This is a genomic window from Alcanivorax sp. DP30, from assembly GCF_009882945.1.
GTDB lineage: Bacteria > Pseudomonadota > Gammaproteobacteria > Pseudomonadales > Alcanivoracaceae > Alcanivorax.
Window position 1 is genome coordinate 1 of record NZ_WTUY01000019.1, and the last position, 15689, is coordinate 15689.

A 15689-nucleotide genomic window follows, 5' to 3' on the forward strand; every position below is an offset into this window, starting at 1 on the left:
AGCGGTCAGAGTGGTTTTACCATGGTCAACGTGACCAATGGTGCCTACGTTTACGTGCGGTTTATTACGTTCAAACTTTTCCTTTGCCACGGCTCTATACCCTTAACAAATTAACCGTAAATTTAAGATTTCTTGCCGCTGACTACTTCGTCAGCGATATTCTTCGGTGCCTCAGCGTACTTCAGGAACTCCATGGAGTAACTGGCACGGCCCTGAGACATGGAACGCAGGTCGGTAGCGTAACCGAACATTTCAGACAGCGGCACCTCGGCACGAATAATCTTGCCAGCCATGGTGTCTTCCATGCCCTGAACGATACCACGACGACGGTTCAAGTCGCCCATTACGTCGCCCATGTAGTCTTCCGGAGTTACCGCTTCCACCTTCATCATCGGCTCAAGCAGTACCGCGCCCGCTTCTTTGGCAGCGTTCTTCACTGCCAGTGCGCCGGCCATACGGAAGGCGTTCTCGTTGGAATCCACCTCATGGTAGGAACCGTCATACAGGGTCGCTTTCACACCCAGGATCGGGTAGCCCGCCAGCACGCCGGCCTTGAGCTGCTCGTCGATACCCTTCTGTACAGCACCGAAGTATTCCTTCGGAACGCTACCACCGTGGATCTCTTCCTCGAACTGGAATTCTTCATCACGGTCGATGGGCTCGAAGCGTACCTTGACGTGACCGTACTGACCACGACCACCAGACTGTTTAACGAACTTGCCGTCAACGTCAGCGCCCTTGGTGAAGGTTTCACGGTAGGCCACCTGCGGTGCACCCACGTTACATTCAACCTTGAACTCGCGCTTCATGCGGTCAACGAGAATGTCCAGGTGAAGCTCGCCCATACCGGAAATGATGGTCTGGCCGGATTCTTCATCGGTCTTCACGCGGAAGGACGGATCTTCCTGTGCCAGACGACCCAGCGCCAGACCCATTTTTTCCTGGTCAGCTTTGGACTTGGGCTCTACGGCAACAGAGATTACCGGCTCCGGGAATTCCATACGCTCGAGCACGATCACGCTGTTCAGATCACAGAGGGTGTCACCAGTGGTGATGTCCTTCAGACCTACGCAAGCGGCGATGTCACCGGCGCGCACTTCCTTGATCTCTTCACGGGAGTTAGCGTGCATCTGCAGCAGACGACCCACACGCTCTTTCTTCTCGCGTACGGAGTTCATCACGCTGTCACCGGAATTCAGCACACCGGAGTACACACGGATGAAGGTCAGAGAGCCCACAAACGGGTCGGTGGCAATCTTGAATGCCAGTGCAGAGAACGGCTCATCGTCTGAAGACTTACGAGCTTCAACGGTTTCGCCATCCGGCAACACGCCCTGGATCGCTTTTACTTCGTCCGGAGCCGGCAGGAATTCGATAACCGCATCCAGCAGCGCCTGAACGCCCTTGTTCTTGAACGCAGAACCGTTAAGAGCAAGCACGATTTCATTGGCCAGAACCTGCTGACGCAGACCCGCCTTGATTTCGTCGTTGCTGAGGTCGCCCTCTTCCAGGTACTTCTCCATCAGCTCTTCAGAGCCTTCGGCAGCCGCTTCGACCATCTGCTCGCGCAGTTCGTCACAACGTGCCTGGATGTCGGCCGGGATGTCCTTCTCTTCGTAGGTCATGCCCATGTCGTCTTCGTTCCAGAAGATAGCCTTCATCCGGATCAGGTCGACAACACCCTTGAAGTTGTCTTCCGCACCAATGTTGTACTGGATCGGCACAACCTTGGCACCCAGACGCTTGCGAATCTGGTTGCAGACAGAATCGAAATCAGCACCGGCACGGTCCATCTTGTTGACGAACACGATACGCGGAACTTCATACTTGTTGGCCTGACGCCATACAGTCTCGGACTGCGGTTCAACACCGGAAGAACCACAGAACACCACCACGGCACCATCCAGTACACGCAGGGAACGCTCTACCTCAATGGTAAAGTCCACGTGTCCGGGAGTATCAATAATGTTGATACGGTGCTGATCGTACTGTTGGTCCATGCCCTGCCAGAAGGTGGTGGTCGCAGCAGAGGTGATGGTAATACCACGCTCCTGTTCCTGCTCCATCCAGTCCATGGTGGCGGCGCCGTCGTGCACTTCACCGATCTTGTGAGAAACACCGGTGTAGAAAAGAATTCGCTCGGTAGTGGTTGTCTTGCCCGCATCTACGTGCGCACAGATACCGATATTGCGATAGCGATTAAGAGGAGTCTTACGAGCCACGCTGCATACCTCGATTCACTGGTTCAAATACAAAAACCGGCCTGATCGCAGGCCGGTTTACTCGATTGCCTTCTGCCTTAGAAGCGGAAGTGGGAGAACGCCTTGTTGGCTTCGGCCATACGATGCACGTCTTCACGCTTCTTCATCGCTGCACCTTTACCTTCTGCGGCATCCATCACTTCGCCAGCCAGGCGGGCCGGCATGCTCTTCTCGCCACGCTTACGGGCAGCGTCTACCAGCCAGCGCATGGCCAGGGCGGTACGACGGCTCGGGCGAACTTCAACAGGAACCTGGTAAGTAGCACCACCGACACGGCGGCTCTTTACCTCGACGGCAGGACGGATGTTGTCCAGCGCCTTCTCAAACATTTCCAGGGCATCACCGCCTTTACGCTCTGTGATGATGTCCAGCGCACCGTATACGATACGCTCGGAAACGGACTTCTTACCACTGATCATTACGTGGTTCATGAACTTTGCCAGCAACTGGCTTCCAAACTTCGGATCCGGCAGGATCTCCCGCTTGGCTACAACGCGACGTCTTGGCATCGGATGTGTTCCTCTAACGTTCCCGCTTTGGGCGGGGAAGACTTCAGGTAATTCCGGAACCAGGTCCGGACCTTACTCATCCCTCCGCAGCTCATTGAGCTACGGCATTCAGAAAAGGTAGCTCAATTACTTAGGACGCTTGGCGCCATACTTGGAACGACGCTGCTTGCGATCCTGCACACCTGCCGTATCCAGAGTGCCGCGAACAGTGTGGTAGCGCACACCGGGAAGGTCTTTTACACGACCGCCACGGATCAGTACTACGGAGTGCTCCTGCAGGTTATGACCTTCACCACCGATGTAGGAAGATACTTCATAACCATTGGTCAGACGCACACGACACACTTTACGCAGTGCGGAGTTCGGCTTCTTCGGGGTAGTGGTATACACCCGAGTGCAAACGCCGCGACGCTGGGGGCAGCCCTGCAGGGCTACGGAGTCGCTCTTTTCTACCTTGCTTTTGCGCGGCTTGCGCACCAGCTGGTTTACAGTTGCCATGAAACTACTGCCTCACGCTTACAGTTCTGTGACAAAAACCGTCAATTAACGGCCCATGCCACCCATTTACCACCCATACAATTATGGGGGCAGCGATTGTAGGGACACCCCGGCATCCCGTCAAGGATACCAGGGTGTCCCTGCCCCCCTCCCGAAAGAGGGGAATTGTCCAGAACCCCCCGAAAGAGGTCCTGTCGCTCGCCAGCTTTACTCGTCAGAGGAGCTGAGAGCTTCGGACAGGGCGGCTTCCACCTCGTCCATAGTCGGAGCCTCCGGTCCGCGCGCATCTTCGCGCTGGCGGCGGCGATCCATGTGGTAGGCGTAGCCGGTACCGGCCGGGATCAGACGACCCACTACCACGTTTTCTTTCAGACCGCGCAGGTCATCTTCCTTGCCAGTCACTGCCGCTTCGGTCAGTACCCGGGTGGTCTCCTGGAAGGAGGCCGCGGAGATGAAGGACTCGGTAGCCAGAGACGCCTTGGTGATACCCAGCAGCTGACGCTCATACTGGGGCAACATCTTGTCTTCGGCCTTGAGGCGCTCGATCTCTTCCATCACGCGAGCGTATTCAGCCTGCTCACCCTTGATGAAGGAGGACTCGCCCACTTCCAGAATCTCTACCTTGCGCAGCATCTGGCGGATGATTGTCTCAATGTGCTTGTCATTGATCTTCACACCCTGCAGGCGGTAAACCTCCTGCACTTCGTTAACGATGTAACGGGCCAGTTCAGATTCGCCTTTGAGACGCAGGATATCGTGCGGGTTCAGCGGGCCGTCGGAAACGACTTCGCCTTTCTCTACACGCTCACCTTCGAACACGTTGAGCTGACGCCACTTGGGAATCAGTTCTTCGTAATGCTCATCACTGTTATCCGGAGTGATAACCAGGCGAACCTTGCCTTTGGTTTCCTTGCCGAAGGACACGGTACCGGTCTTCTCGGCCAGGATGGCGGCTTCCTTCGGGTTACGGGCTTCGAACAGATCCGCAACGCGGGGCAGACCACCGGTGATGTCACGGGTCTTGGAAGATTCCTGCGGAATCCGCGCAATCACGTCACCCACACCGATGTTGGCGCCATCTTTCAGGCCACACAACGCGCCACCCGGCAGGAAGTACTGGGCCGGCATGTCAGTGTTGGGCATCACGATGGGCTTGCCCTTGCTGTCCAGCACACGGATGACCGGACGCATGTCCTTACCCGCTGAAGGACGGTTCTGGGAACCGAGCACTTCAATGTTGGTCAGGCCGGTCAGCTCGTCGGTCTGGTGGTTTACGGTGATACCTTCTTCCATATCACCGAACTGCACCTTACCTTCCACTTCCGCGATGATCGGGTGGGTATGCGGATCCCAGGTAGCCACAACCTGGCCACCATCAATCACATCACCTTCGTTCACGGTCACAGTGGCACCGTAGGGCAGCTTGTAACGCTCACGCTCACGACCCAGCTCATCCGCTACCGCCAGGTCGGCAGAACGGGAAACGATCACCAGACCGTCTTTATGCTGCACGTGCTTGGCGTTGTGGAAGCGAACCTTACCACCGTGCTTGATCTGGATGCTGGAGACCGCAGACGCCCGGCTTGCCGCACCACCGATGTGGAAAGTACGCATGGTCAGCTGGGTACCCGGCTCACCGATGGACTGGGCAGCGATAACACCCACGGCTTCACCCACGTTGACCTGATGGCCGCGGGCCAGATCACGGCCGTAACAGGTGGAGCACACACCCCAGCGGGTGGAACAGGTGATCGGAGAGCGCACCAGCACTTCATCGACACCCTGGGTTTCCAGCTGCTCTACCCAGACCTCATCCAGCAGGGTACCGGCTTCTGCCAGCACTTCGTCCTGGTTCAGCGGGTTCATCACGTCACGGGCTACCACACGACCAAGTACTCGCTCGCGCAGCGGCTCTACCACGTCACCACCTTCAATCAGCGGTGTCATCAGCAGGCCTTCTTCGGTGCCGCAATCGATCTCGTTAACCACCAGATCCTGGGCCACGTCAACCAGACGACGGGTCAGGTAACCGGAGTTGGCAGTTTTCAGTGCGGTATCAGCCAGGCCCTTACGAGCACCGTGAGTGGAGATGAAGTACTGGAGTACGTTCAGACCCTCACGGAAGTTGCTGGTAATCGGCGTTTCAATAATGGAGCCATCCGGCTTGGCCATCAGACCACGCATACCGGCAAGCTGACGAATCTGGGCCGCGGAACCCCGCGCCCCGGAATCGGCCATCATGAAGATGGAGTTGAAGGAGCCCTGCTCCTCGTCCTTGCCGTCGCGGTTCTTGACCACTTCGACTTTCAGGTTCTCCATCATCGCCTTGGCGATCTGGTCATTGGTACGCGCCCAGATATCCACGACCTTGTTGTAACGCTCGCCGCGAGTTACCAGACCGGAAGCGAACTGCTCCTCGATCTCGCGTACTTCCTCTTCGGCCGCATCGATCATGGTGTACTTGGCATCCGGGATAACCATGTCTTCCACACCGATGGAGGAGCCGGACAGGGTCGCTTCACGGAAGCCCAGGTACATCAGCTGGTCAGCAAAGATACAGGTTTCCTTGGTGCCCAGAATCCGGTAGCAGGTGTTCAGCAGCTTGCTGATGGCCTTCTTGGTCATGTTCTGGTTGACCATTTCGAAGCCCAGACCCGCCGGCACGATATCCCACAGCTTACAACGGCCAGGGGTGGTATCGGCGATGAAGGTACGCTCTTCCACGTTACCTTGCTGATCTTTCACCACTTCGTGAACACGCACTTTAACGCGGGCGTGCAGATGCACCTGCTTGTTGGCCAGGGCTCGCATCACTTCCTTGGTGTCGGCAAATACCTGGCCTTCACCCTGGGCGTTAACGCGATCACGGCTGATGTAGTACAGGCCCAGTACCACGTCCTGGGTCGGACCGATGATGGGCTCACCATTGGCCGGAGACAGGATGTTGTTGGTGGACATCATCAACGCACGGGCTTCGAGCTGGGCTTCCAGGGTCAGCGGTACGTGCACCGCCATCTGGTCACCATCGAAGTCAGCGTTGAAGGCCGCACACACCAGCGGGTGCAACTGGATTGCCTTACCTTCAATCAGCACCGGCTCGAACGCCTGGATACCGAGACGGTGAAGGGTCGGAGCACGGTTCAGCATCACCGGGTGTTCGCGAATCACTTCGGCGAGAATATCCCACACCTCAGCGGTTTCGCGCTCGACCATCTTCTTGGCAGCCTTGATGGTGGTCGCCAGACCACGGGCTTCCAGCTTGGCGAAGATGAACGGCTTGAACAGTTCCAGCGCCATTTTCTTGGGCAGACCACACTCGTGCAGCTTGAGGGTGGGGCCGACCACGATCACGGAACGGCCGGAGTAGTCAACACGCTTACCCAGCAGGTTCTGACGGAAACGACCCTGCTTGCCCTTGATCATGTCGGCAAGGGACTTCAGCGGACGCTTGTTGGAACCGGTGATGGCACGGCCGCGACGACCGTTGTCCAGCAGCGCATCCACAGATTCCTGCAGCATACGCTTTTCGTTACGCACGATGATGTCCGGCGCGCTCAGGTCCAGCAGACGCTTGAGACGGTTGTTCCGGTTGATCACACGGCGGTACAGATCGTTCAGATCGGAGGTGGCGAAACGGCCACCGTCCAGGGGTACCAGCGGACGCAGGTCCGGCGGCAGAACCGGCAGAACGGTGAGAATCATCCACTCCGGCGCGTTACCGGAATCACGGAACGCTTCCATCAGCTTGAGACGCTTGGACAGCTTCTTCAGCTTGGTGTCGGAGTTGGTGGATTCCACTTCCTCGCGGAGGATCTTGATCTCTTCGTCCAGATCCAGCTCCATGAGCAGCTGCTGAACGGCTTCGGCGCCCATTTTGGCTTCGAATTCGTCACCGAATTCTTCCAGAGCGTCGAAGTATTCTTCGTCAGTGAGCAGCTGGCCACGATCCAGCGTGGTCATGCCGGGCTCTGTGACAACGAAAGATTCGAAGTACAGGACACGCTCGATATCACGCAGGGTCATATCCAGCATCAAACCGATACGGGACGGCAGCGACTTCAGGAACCAGATATGCGCGGTGGGGCTCGCCAGTTCGATATGGCCCATACGCTCACGACGCACCTTGGAGAGGGTGACTTCAACGCCACACTTCTCACAGATAACGCCACGATGCTTCAAACGCTTGTACTTACCGCACAGACATTCGTAGTCCTTGATTGGACCAAAGATACGCGCACAAAACAGACCATCACGCTCAGGCTTGAACGTGCGGTAGTTAATGGTCTCAGGCTTTTTTACTTCGCCAAAAGACCAGGAGCGGATCAGATCCGGCGGCGCGAGCGCGATGCGGATCTTGTCAAACTCCGTGACTTGTCCCTGACTTTTGAGCAGATTCAGCAAGTCTTTCAAGGCCAGTCCTCCGTAGTGAGCTTTCGCTCGAGATTCTTTCCTAAACCCGGGTACACAGTGGCTCCGCACTCATCGTGCGGAGCCCACTGCCTTAGTCGTTTTCCAGCTCGATGTTGATACCGAGCGAACGGATTTCCTTCAACAATACGTTGAAGGATTCCGGCATACCCGGATCCATGCGGTGATCACCATCAACGATGTTCTTGTAAACGCGGGTACGGCCGTTTACGTCATCGGATTTCACAGTGAGCATTTCCTGCAAGGTGTAGGCGGCGCCGTAAGCTTCCAGCGCCCACACTTCCATCTCACCGAAGCGCTGACCACCGAACTGTGCCTTACCACCCAGCGGCTGCTGGGTAACCAGGCTGTAGGAGCCAGTGGAACGGGCATGCATCTTGTCGTCCACCAGGTGGTTCAACTTGAGCATGTACATGTAGCCTACAGTCACCTTGCGGTCGAACATCTCGCCGGTACGACCATCCCACAGCTGAACCTGACCAGAGGTATCGTGGCCAGCTAACTCCAGCAGCTCCTTGATCTCGAACTCCTTGGCACCGTCGAATACCGCGGTGGCCATGGGCACACCGCCCACCAGGTTCTTGGCCAGCTCGATGATTTCATCATCGCTGAAGCTGTCCAGATCTTCCGGGGAACCACCGGCACCAGCCTTGTTGTAGATCTTGTCGAGGAAGCTGCGGATGTCCGCAATCTTCTTCTGCGCTTCCAGCATTTCGCCGATCCGCTCACCAAGACCCTTGGCGGCCCAACCCAGGTGGGTTTCCAGAATCTGCCCCACGTTCATACGGGACGGAACACCCAGCGGGTTCAGCACCACGTCAACCGGCACACCGTGCTCGTCATACGGCATATCTTCTTCCGGCATGATCACGGAGATCACACCCTTGTTACCGTGACGGCCGGCCATCTTGTCACCGGGCTGGATGCGACGCTTGATGGCCAGGTAAACCTTGACCACCTTGAGGACACCGTGAGCCAGATCATCACCACCGGAGATCTTGGCCTGCTTGTCCTTGTAACGCTCATCCTGCTCTTTCTTGTGCTGCTCCAGATACTGCTGGGCGCGCTCTAGCTGCTCGGCCACATCTTCATCCGCCGGGCGCAGCTCGAACCACTTGTCCGCGTCCAAACCATCCAGGATGTCGCCAGTCATCTCGGTGCCACGCTTGAAGCCGGCACCACCGTTGACCTTCTTGCCCACCATGACGGTGCGCAGACGCTCAAGGATATCCTTCTCGAGGATGCGGTACTCGTCCTTCAGATCCTTGCGGAACTGCTCAAGGGCAGACTGCTCGATCTGACGGGCACGCTCATCTTTTTCCACGCCATCGCGGGTAAAGACCTGCACATCGATAACGGTACCCTTGACGCCGGAGGACACACGCAAAGAAGTGTCTTTCACGTCAGAGGCTTTCTCACCGAAGATGGCACGCAGCAGCTTCTCTTCCGGGGTCAGCTGGGTTTCGCCCTTAGGCGTTACCTTGCCCACCAGAATGTCGCCGGCTTCCACTTCCGCACCGATGTAAACAATGCCGGACTCATCCAGTTTGGACAGTGCAGCCTCGCCCACATTGGGGATATCCGCAGTGATCTCTTCCGGGCCCAACTTGGTGTCACGGGCGATCGCGGTGAGCTCCTGAATGTGGATGGAAGTGAAACGGTCTTCCTTCACCACTTTCTCGGAGATGAGGATGGAATCCTCGAAGTTGTAACCGTTCCAGGGCATGAATGCGACGCGCATGTTCTGACCCAGCGCCAGCTCACCCATGTCCACGGACGGACCGTCGGCCATGATGTCGCGGGCAGCAACCCGATCGCCCACTTTCACCAGCGGACGCTGGTTGATGCAGGTGTTCTGGTTGGAACGGGTGTATTTGGTCAGGTTGTAGATATCTACACCTGCTTCACCCTCGGCCACTTCGTCATCGTTTACTTTCACGATGATGCGGGACGCGTCCACCTTGTCGACGATACCGCCACGGGTGGCAACCACACACACGCCGGAGTCACGGGCTACGTGACGCTCGAAGCCGGTACCTACCAGCGGCTTGTCAGCACGCAGGGTGGGCACAGCCTGACGCTGCATGTTGGAACCCATCAGGGCACGGTTAGCATCATCGTGCTCGAGGAACGGGATCAGGGACGCGGCCACGGACACGACCTGACGGGGAGAGACATCCATATGGGTAATGGTGTCACGCTCCATCACGGTAAATTCATAACGGTGACGTACCGTTACGAAGTCTTCCGCAAAACCGCCATCGTCAGTCATTTTCGCGTCCACCTGTGCAATTACGCACTCGGCTTCTTCGATGGCTGACAGGTATTCGATTTCTTCGCTGACCTTGCCGTCAATGACCTTCAGGTACGGAGACTCGAGGAAGCCGTACTCGTTGGCGCGGGCATAGGTGGCCAGGGAGTTGATCAGACCGATGTTCGGACCTTCAGGGGTCTCGATCGGACACACACGACCGTAGTGGGTCGGGTGAACGTCACGGACCTCAAAGCCGGCACGCTCGCGGGTCAGACCACCTGGGCCCAACGCGGAAACACGACGCTTGTGAGTGATCTCGGACAGCGGGTTGTTCTGATCCATGAACTGGGACAGCTGGGAAGAGCCAAAGAACTCTTTCACAGCAGCCGCCACCGGCTTGGAATTGATCAGATCCTGCGGCATCAAGCCTTCGGATTCTGCCAGGCTCAGACGCTCCTTGACCGCACGCTCGACACGCACCAGGCCCACACGGAACTGGTTTTCGGCCATTTCACCCACAGAGCGCACACGACGGTTACCCAGGTGATCGATGTCATCGACCACACCGTTACCGTTGCGGATATCAACCAGGGTCTTCAGCACATCGATGATGTCAGAGGACTCTTCGCCCATCTGCTCGAAGTACTGCTTGCCTTCCTCGTCGGAACGGGAGCTGAAGTAACGGCCATCAAACAGGATGCCCGGACCCGTCTCGTCTTCGCGACCGAGGCGACGGTTGAACTTCATGCGGCCTACACCGGACAGATCGTAACGCTCGTCGGTAAAGAACAGGTTCTTGAACAGGTTCTCAGCCGCTTCCTTGGTGGGCGGCTCACCCGGACGCATCATACGGTAGATCTCAACCAGCGCTTCCAGCGGAGTGCGGGTCGGGTCAGCACGCAGGGTATCGGCCATGAACGGGCCGTTATCCAGGTCATTGGTGTACAGGGTTTCGAAATCGGTAATACCGGCGGCTTCCAGCTTTTCCAGGGTTTCGGCAGTCAGCTCGGTATTACACTCTACCAGGATCTCACCGGTATCCTGATCGATGATGGATTTGGCCAGGTACTTGCCCTGCAGGTATTCAGCAGGAATTTCCAGGTACTCGATGTTGGCCTTTTCCAGCTGGCGGATGTGGCGGGCAGTAATACGACGGCCACGCTCAACCACCACCTCGCCATCTGCGAGGATATCGAAAGTGGCGGTTTCACCACGCAGACGCTCCGGCACCAGCTTCATGCGGTACAGGCCGTCTTCTACTGCAATCTCGTTGGTCTCGAAGAACATCTCCAACACTTCGTCGGAGGTGTAGCCCAAGGCACGCAGCAGAATGGTCGCCGGCAGTTTGCGGCGACGATCGATCCGCACATAGACCATGTCTTTCGGATCGAATTCGAAGTCCAGCCAGGAACCACGGTAAGGAATCACCCGCGCGGAATACAACAGCTTGCCGGAGGAGTGAGTCTTGCCTTTATCGTGGTCGAAGAAGACACCGGGTGAACGGTGCAGCTGAGACACGATTACACGCTCGGTACCATTGATAACGAAGGTACCGTTTTCGGTCATCAGGGGAATTTCACCCATGTAGACCTGTTGTTCACGAATATCCTTGATCGCCCCGGATGACTCACGGTCATAAATAACAAGGCGAATGCGCACGCGCAGTGGCGCCGCATAGGTCGTACCGCGGATGATGCACTCTTTAACATCAAACACGGGTTTGCCGAACTCGTAGCCGGCATACTCCAGTGCTGCATTACCTGAATAACTGGCAATCGGGAATACTGACCGGAAAGCCGCTTCCAGACCGTTATCCAGACGCTCTTCTGCACTTTTGTCTTGCTGCAGAAATTTGCGGTAGGAATCGAGCTGGATTGCCAGAAGGTAGGGAACATCCATCACCTTCGGCAACTTGCCGAAATCTTTGCGGATCCGCTTTTTCTCAGTAAATGAGTATGCCATCTGCGTTCCTCAGCTGTTGATCTATCACCACCTGGTGATATTTCTGCATGAAACCCCTCATACAGAAACGACAAAAGGCTGGCAGCCAAAAAGCTGCCAGCCGGCGTCTTTGCGCGCATGCGCGCAAAGACATAGCGCCAATGCGCTTACTTGAGCTCGGCAGTACCGCCAGCCTCTTCGATCTTTTTCTTGATCTCTTCGGCTTCGTCTTTGCCAGCGCCTTCCTTAACAGGAGCAGGAGCGCCTTCAACCAGCTCTTTGGCTTCTTTCAGACCCAGGCCAGTAACTTCACGTACGGCCTTGATCACGCCAACTTTCTTGTCGCCGAAGCCGGTCAGAATCACGTCAAAATCGGTCTTCTCTTCGGCAGCTTCGCCACCAGCAGCAGGGCCAGCAGCAACAGCGACGGCAGCGGCAGAAACGTTGAACTTCTCTTCGAACGCTTCGATCAGCTCAACCAGTTCCAGTACAGACAGTTCAGCAACTGCATTCAGGATATCTTCTTTGGACATTGCCATTTTAACTTCTCCAAATCTTGATGATGTGCGGTTCAGGAGCCGATCAGGCTGCCTCACCTTCGTTCTGTTCTTTAAGCGCAGTCAGCAAACGGCCAAACTTGGAAACCGGAGCCTGCAGTACAGACACCAGGCTGGTGAGAGCCTGTTCGCGGTTCGGCAGTTTTGCCAGTACATCGATTTCTGCGCCAGAATAGAGCTTGCCTTCGTACAGACCGGTCTTCAGCTCCAGCTGGTCATTGTCCTTGGCGAAGTCCTTGAACAGACGGGCAGCAGCGCCCATGTCTTCCTCGGACAGCGACATAGCAATGATGGTCGGACCAATCAGCGACTCGTTCAGCAGCTCGAGATCGGTACCCTCAAAGGCACGACGAGCCAGCGTGTTACGAATAACACGCAGGTAAACGTTCTGCTGACGTGCCTTGGAACGAAGCTCGGTCAACTGAGCAACGTTCAAGCCACGATAGTCGGCGACCACAGCGGAGAATGCACCCAGTGCGGCTTTATTTACCGCGGCGACAATCTCTTTCTTGTCTTCTAGTCTCAGAGCCACTGTGTAACCTCCTCGATGAATACAACCGGTCGAAACCGGCCACCCATTTATGAATTCGCTAGCGAATTCATACGCGGGGGTTACAGTGAATCCTGAACCACACCGCGTCTACGCAGGCTGTTGGTTTAAGCCTTATCCGGGAGAACCCGCCAAGGCGCCTGTGGTCTTTGACGCTCCGGCAGCATGCTGCCGAAATCAAAGTCCTTGTTGGCGCACAGCTTCCGCCGTGCACCGAATGCTTTACATCACCAGAGATGCGGGATCGATGGACAGACCCGGACCCATGGTGGTGGACAGGGTTACTTTCTTGAAGTAAGTGCCCTTGGCAGAAGACGGCTTGGCTTTTTTCAGGTCAGCCAGCAGCGCTTCCACGTTTTCCTTGATGGCGGTGTTATCGAAACCCACCTGGCCAACGGTGCAGTGGATGATGCCACCCTTATCGGTACGGTAACGAACCTGACCACCCTTGGCGTTTTTCACTGCCTGGGCTACGTCCGGGGTTACAGTGCCAACTTTCGGGTTCGGCATCAGGCCACGGGGACCCAGGATGGTGCCGAGCTTGCCCACAACGCGCATGGCGTCCGGGGAAGCGATAACCACGTCGAAGTTGATTTCGCCGCCCTGAACCTGCTCGGCCAGATCGTCAAAACCCACCACGTCCGCGCCAGCTTCCTTTGCTTCTTCGGCTTTGGCGCCCTGAGCAAAAACAGCAACACGAACGGTTTTGCCAGTACCGTGAGGCAGTACAGAAGCACCACGCACGTTCTGGTCGGATTTACGCGGGTCAACACCCAGGTTCACCGCTACGTCCACAGACTCTTTGAACTTCACACCGGACAGTTCGGTCAGCAGGGCTACAGCTTCTTCAACCTGGTACAGTTTACCGGCTTCTACTTTTTCGCGAATGGCGCGCAGACGCTTGGACAGTTTAGCCATTGGTTAACCCTCCACATCCAGGCCCATGGAACGAGCAGAGCCCGCAATAGTACGCACGGCAGCATCCAGATCAGCGGCAGTCAGATCAGGCTCCTTGGCCTTGGCGATCTCTTCCAGCTGAGCACGGGTAACCTTGCCCACTTTCTTGGTATTCGGCTCACCGGAACCGCTCTTGATCTTGGCCGCCTTCTTCAGCAGGTAAGACGCCGGCGGCGTCTTCATGGTGAAGGTAAAGGAACGATCGCTGTATACGGTGATTACAACAGGAACCGGTGCACCGGCATCCAGCTGCTGAGTCTGGGCGTTGAACGCCTTACAGAACTCCATGATGTTCACACCGTGCTGACCCAGTGCAGGACCAACCGGCGGTGACGGGTTAGCCTGACCAGCTGCAACCTGCAGCTTGATGTAGGCTTGTACTTTCTTCGCCATTTTCAGACTCCTTGGGTGCAAACGCCTTGCCTAGAGCAGGCTCCCCTCAGGTTGTCAAAACGCCCCGGCCGCCATACAGGCGACCAGGGCTCCCAAATTCTGTTGCCGGGCCCAGTATCAGGTCTTCTCGACCTGACCGAACTCCAGCTCTACCGGTGTGGAACGACCAAAGATCATTACTGCCACCTGCAGGCGGCTCTTTTCGTAATTCACTTCTTCGATCACACCATTGAAATCTGCAAACGGCCCATCGTTGACACGGACCACTTCGCCAGCTTCGAACAGCGTCTTCGGCTTCGGCTTTTCAACGGCGTCATCCATACGCTGCAGGATGGCATCCGCTTCTTTCTTGGTAATCGGGGAAACGCGACCCGGATTTTTCGGATCTTCACCGATAAAGCCCATCACCTTCGGCGTTTCTTTCACCAGGTGCCAGGAGTCGTCGCACATTTCCATTTCCACCAGCACATAGCCAGGAAAGAATTTGCGCTCGGACTTGCGCTTCTGGCCGCCCTTGATCTCCACCACTTCTTCGGTAGGAACCAGGATGTCACCAAAAAGCTCTTCCATAGAACGCAATTTAACGCGCTCTTCGAGGGCGCGTTTTACGTGCTTTTCGAAACCTGAATAGGCATGTACCACATACCAGCGCTTAGCCATGTAAACCCCTTAACCAATCACCCAGGACATGAGACCACCCAGAATCCAGTCGAGCACAAACAGCAGCAAGGCCACCAGCACGACAAACACCAGAACAATCAAGGTGGTCTGCAGGGTTTCCTGACGGGTCGGCCAGACAATCTTGCGCAGTTCCACCATGGAGTCCTTGCGCAGCTGATTGAACGACTTACCCTGCTCAGTCTGCAGAGCGACAAATACGGCCACCAGCGCCGCGACTACGACACCGACAACCCGATAAAGGGTAGGCTGGTCGGAGAAATAGCTATTACCGACAACTGCGGCGGCCACCAGACCAACCACCAGCAACCACTTCACTGCCTCAAAGGCGGCAGAGCCGGAATGTGCTTCTGTTTTCTCGCTCATCGGACGATGCACCCTACCACCCAAGATCAGTCTTGGGAAAATTGGCAGGCCAGGAGGGACTCGAACCCCCAACAGCCGGTTTTGGAGACCGGTGCTCTACCAATTGAACTACTGGCCTGTAACTCTGAAACCTTAAACAAAACAGGGTGGCAGGCATGCCTGCCACCCCGATATCACCCGTAACGAATTACTCGGTGATCTTGGCCACCACGCCGGCACCAACGGTACGGCCACCTTCGCGGATAGCGAAGCGCAGACCGTCTTCCATGGCGATCGGAGCGATCAGCTCAACGTCCA

General features: G+C 56.5%; 12 protein-coding genes, 1 tRNA gene and 1 pseudogene. All 14 read right to left on the reverse strand.

Annotation, left to right across the window (positions count from 1 at the left end; all coding sequences use genetic code 11):
- The coding region (locus GQF00_RS14905) for a GTP-binding protein (protein ID WP_003137431.1) at nt 1-90 on the reverse strand (90 nt) is incomplete at its 3' end.
- A gap of 32 nt (nt 91-122) precedes the next feature.
- Complete coding sequence (fusA, locus tag GQF00_RS14910) at nt 123-2222, reverse strand: elongation factor G (RefSeq protein ID WP_161319974.1); 2100 nt, start codon at nt 2220-2222, stop codon at nt 123-125.
- Between the two features lie 77 nt (nt 2223-2299).
- Complete coding sequence (gene rpsG / locus GQF00_RS14915; protein WP_161319975.1) at nt 2300-2770, reverse strand: 30S ribosomal protein S7; 471 nt, start codon at nt 2768-2770, stop codon at nt 2300-2302.
- Nucleotides 2771-2896: 126 nt separating this feature from the next.
- Nucleotides 2897-3268, reverse strand: coding sequence for a 30S ribosomal protein S12 (gene rpsL, locus GQF00_RS14920; RefSeq protein ID WP_011587675.1), 372 nt, complete (start codon nt 3266-3268; stop codon nt 2897-2899).
- Between the two features lie 207 nt (nt 3269-3475).
- Nucleotides 3476-7678 carry a DNA-directed RNA polymerase subunit beta' gene (gene rpoC / locus GQF00_RS14925; RefSeq protein WP_161319976.1) on the reverse strand — a complete coding sequence of 1401 codons (4203 nt, stop codon included), beginning with the start codon at nt 7676-7678 and terminating at the stop codon, nt 3476-3478.
- 91 nt (nt 7679-7769) lie between these two features.
- On the reverse strand, nt 7770-11912 hold the full coding sequence (gene rpoB, locus GQF00_RS14930; RefSeq protein WP_161319977.1) for a DNA-directed RNA polymerase subunit beta: 4143 nt from the start codon (nt 11910-11912) through the stop codon (nt 7770-7772).
- 146 nt (nt 11913-12058) lie between these two features.
- Nucleotides 12059-12430, reverse strand: a complete 372-nt coding sequence (rplL, locus tag GQF00_RS14935) for a 50S ribosomal protein L7/L12 (RefSeq protein ID WP_161319978.1) — start codon at nt 12428-12430, stop codon at nt 12059-12061.
- Between the two features lie 43 nt (nt 12431-12473).
- Nucleotides 12474-12980, reverse strand: a complete 507-nt coding sequence (gene rplJ, locus GQF00_RS14940) for a 50S ribosomal protein L10 (RefSeq protein ID WP_022986303.1) — start codon at nt 12978-12980, stop codon at nt 12474-12476.
- Between the two features lie 240 nt (nt 12981-13220).
- Entirely contained in the window at nt 13221-13916 is a 696-nt protein-coding gene (gene rplA / locus GQF00_RS14945; protein WP_161319979.1) for a 50S ribosomal protein L1, read from the reverse strand.
- Nucleotides 13917-13919: 3 nt separating this feature from the next.
- A complete protein-coding gene (gene rplK / locus GQF00_RS14950; protein WP_035235483.1) occupies nt 13920-14348 on the reverse strand; it encodes a 50S ribosomal protein L11 in 429 nt (142 codons plus the stop codon).
- Between the two features lie 117 nt (nt 14349-14465).
- Nucleotides 14466-15008 (reverse strand): transcription termination/antitermination protein NusG, encoded by a 543-nt coding sequence (nusG, locus tag GQF00_RS14955; RefSeq protein WP_022986306.1) that lies wholly within the window; start codon nt 15006-15008, stop codon nt 14466-14468.
- A 9-nt stretch (nt 15009-15017) separates the two neighbouring features.
- Nucleotides 15018-15392, reverse strand: coding sequence for a preprotein translocase subunit SecE (gene secE, locus GQF00_RS14960; RefSeq protein WP_161319980.1), 375 nt, complete (start codon nt 15390-15392; stop codon nt 15018-15020).
- 42 nt (nt 15393-15434) lie between these two features.
- Nucleotides 15435-15510 (reverse strand) — tRNA-Trp (locus GQF00_RS14965).
- A gap of 69 nt (nt 15511-15579) precedes the next feature.
- Nucleotides 15580-15689 (reverse strand): annotated as a pseudogene (locus tag GQF00_RS14970) (elongation factor Tu); the annotation flags it as partial.

Bases quoted from the DNA above. Each gene is read 5' to 3' on its own strand.
- rpoB (WP_161319977.1), bottom strand. From the start codon at position 11,912: ATGGCATACTCATTTACTGAGAAAAAGCGGATCCGCAAAGATTTCGGC.
- rplA (WP_161319979.1), bottom strand. From the start codon at position 13,916: ATGGCTAAACTGTCCAAGCGTCTGCGCGCCATTCGCGAAAAAGTAGAA.
- nusG (WP_022986306.1), bottom strand. From the start codon at position 15,008: ATGGCTAAGCGCTGGTATGTGGTACATGCCTATTCAGGTTTCGAAAAG.
- rpsG (WP_161319975.1), bottom strand. From the start codon at position 2,770: ATGCCAAGACGTCGCGTTGTAGCCAAGCGGGAGATCCTGCCGGATCCG.
- rplL (WP_161319978.1), bottom strand. From the start codon at position 12,430: ATGGCAATGTCCAAAGAAGATATCCTGAATGCAGTTGCTGAACTGTCT.
- secE (WP_161319980.1), bottom strand. From the start codon at position 15,392: ATGAGCGAGAAAACAGAAGCACATTCCGGCTCTGCCGCCTTTGAGGCA.
- rpsL (WP_011587675.1), bottom strand. From the start codon at position 3,268: ATGGCAACTGTAAACCAGCTGGTGCGCAAGCCGCGCAAAAGCAAGGTA.
- rplK (WP_035235483.1), bottom strand. From the start codon at position 14,348: ATGGCGAAGAAAGTACAAGCCTACATCAAGCTGCAGGTTGCAGCTGGT.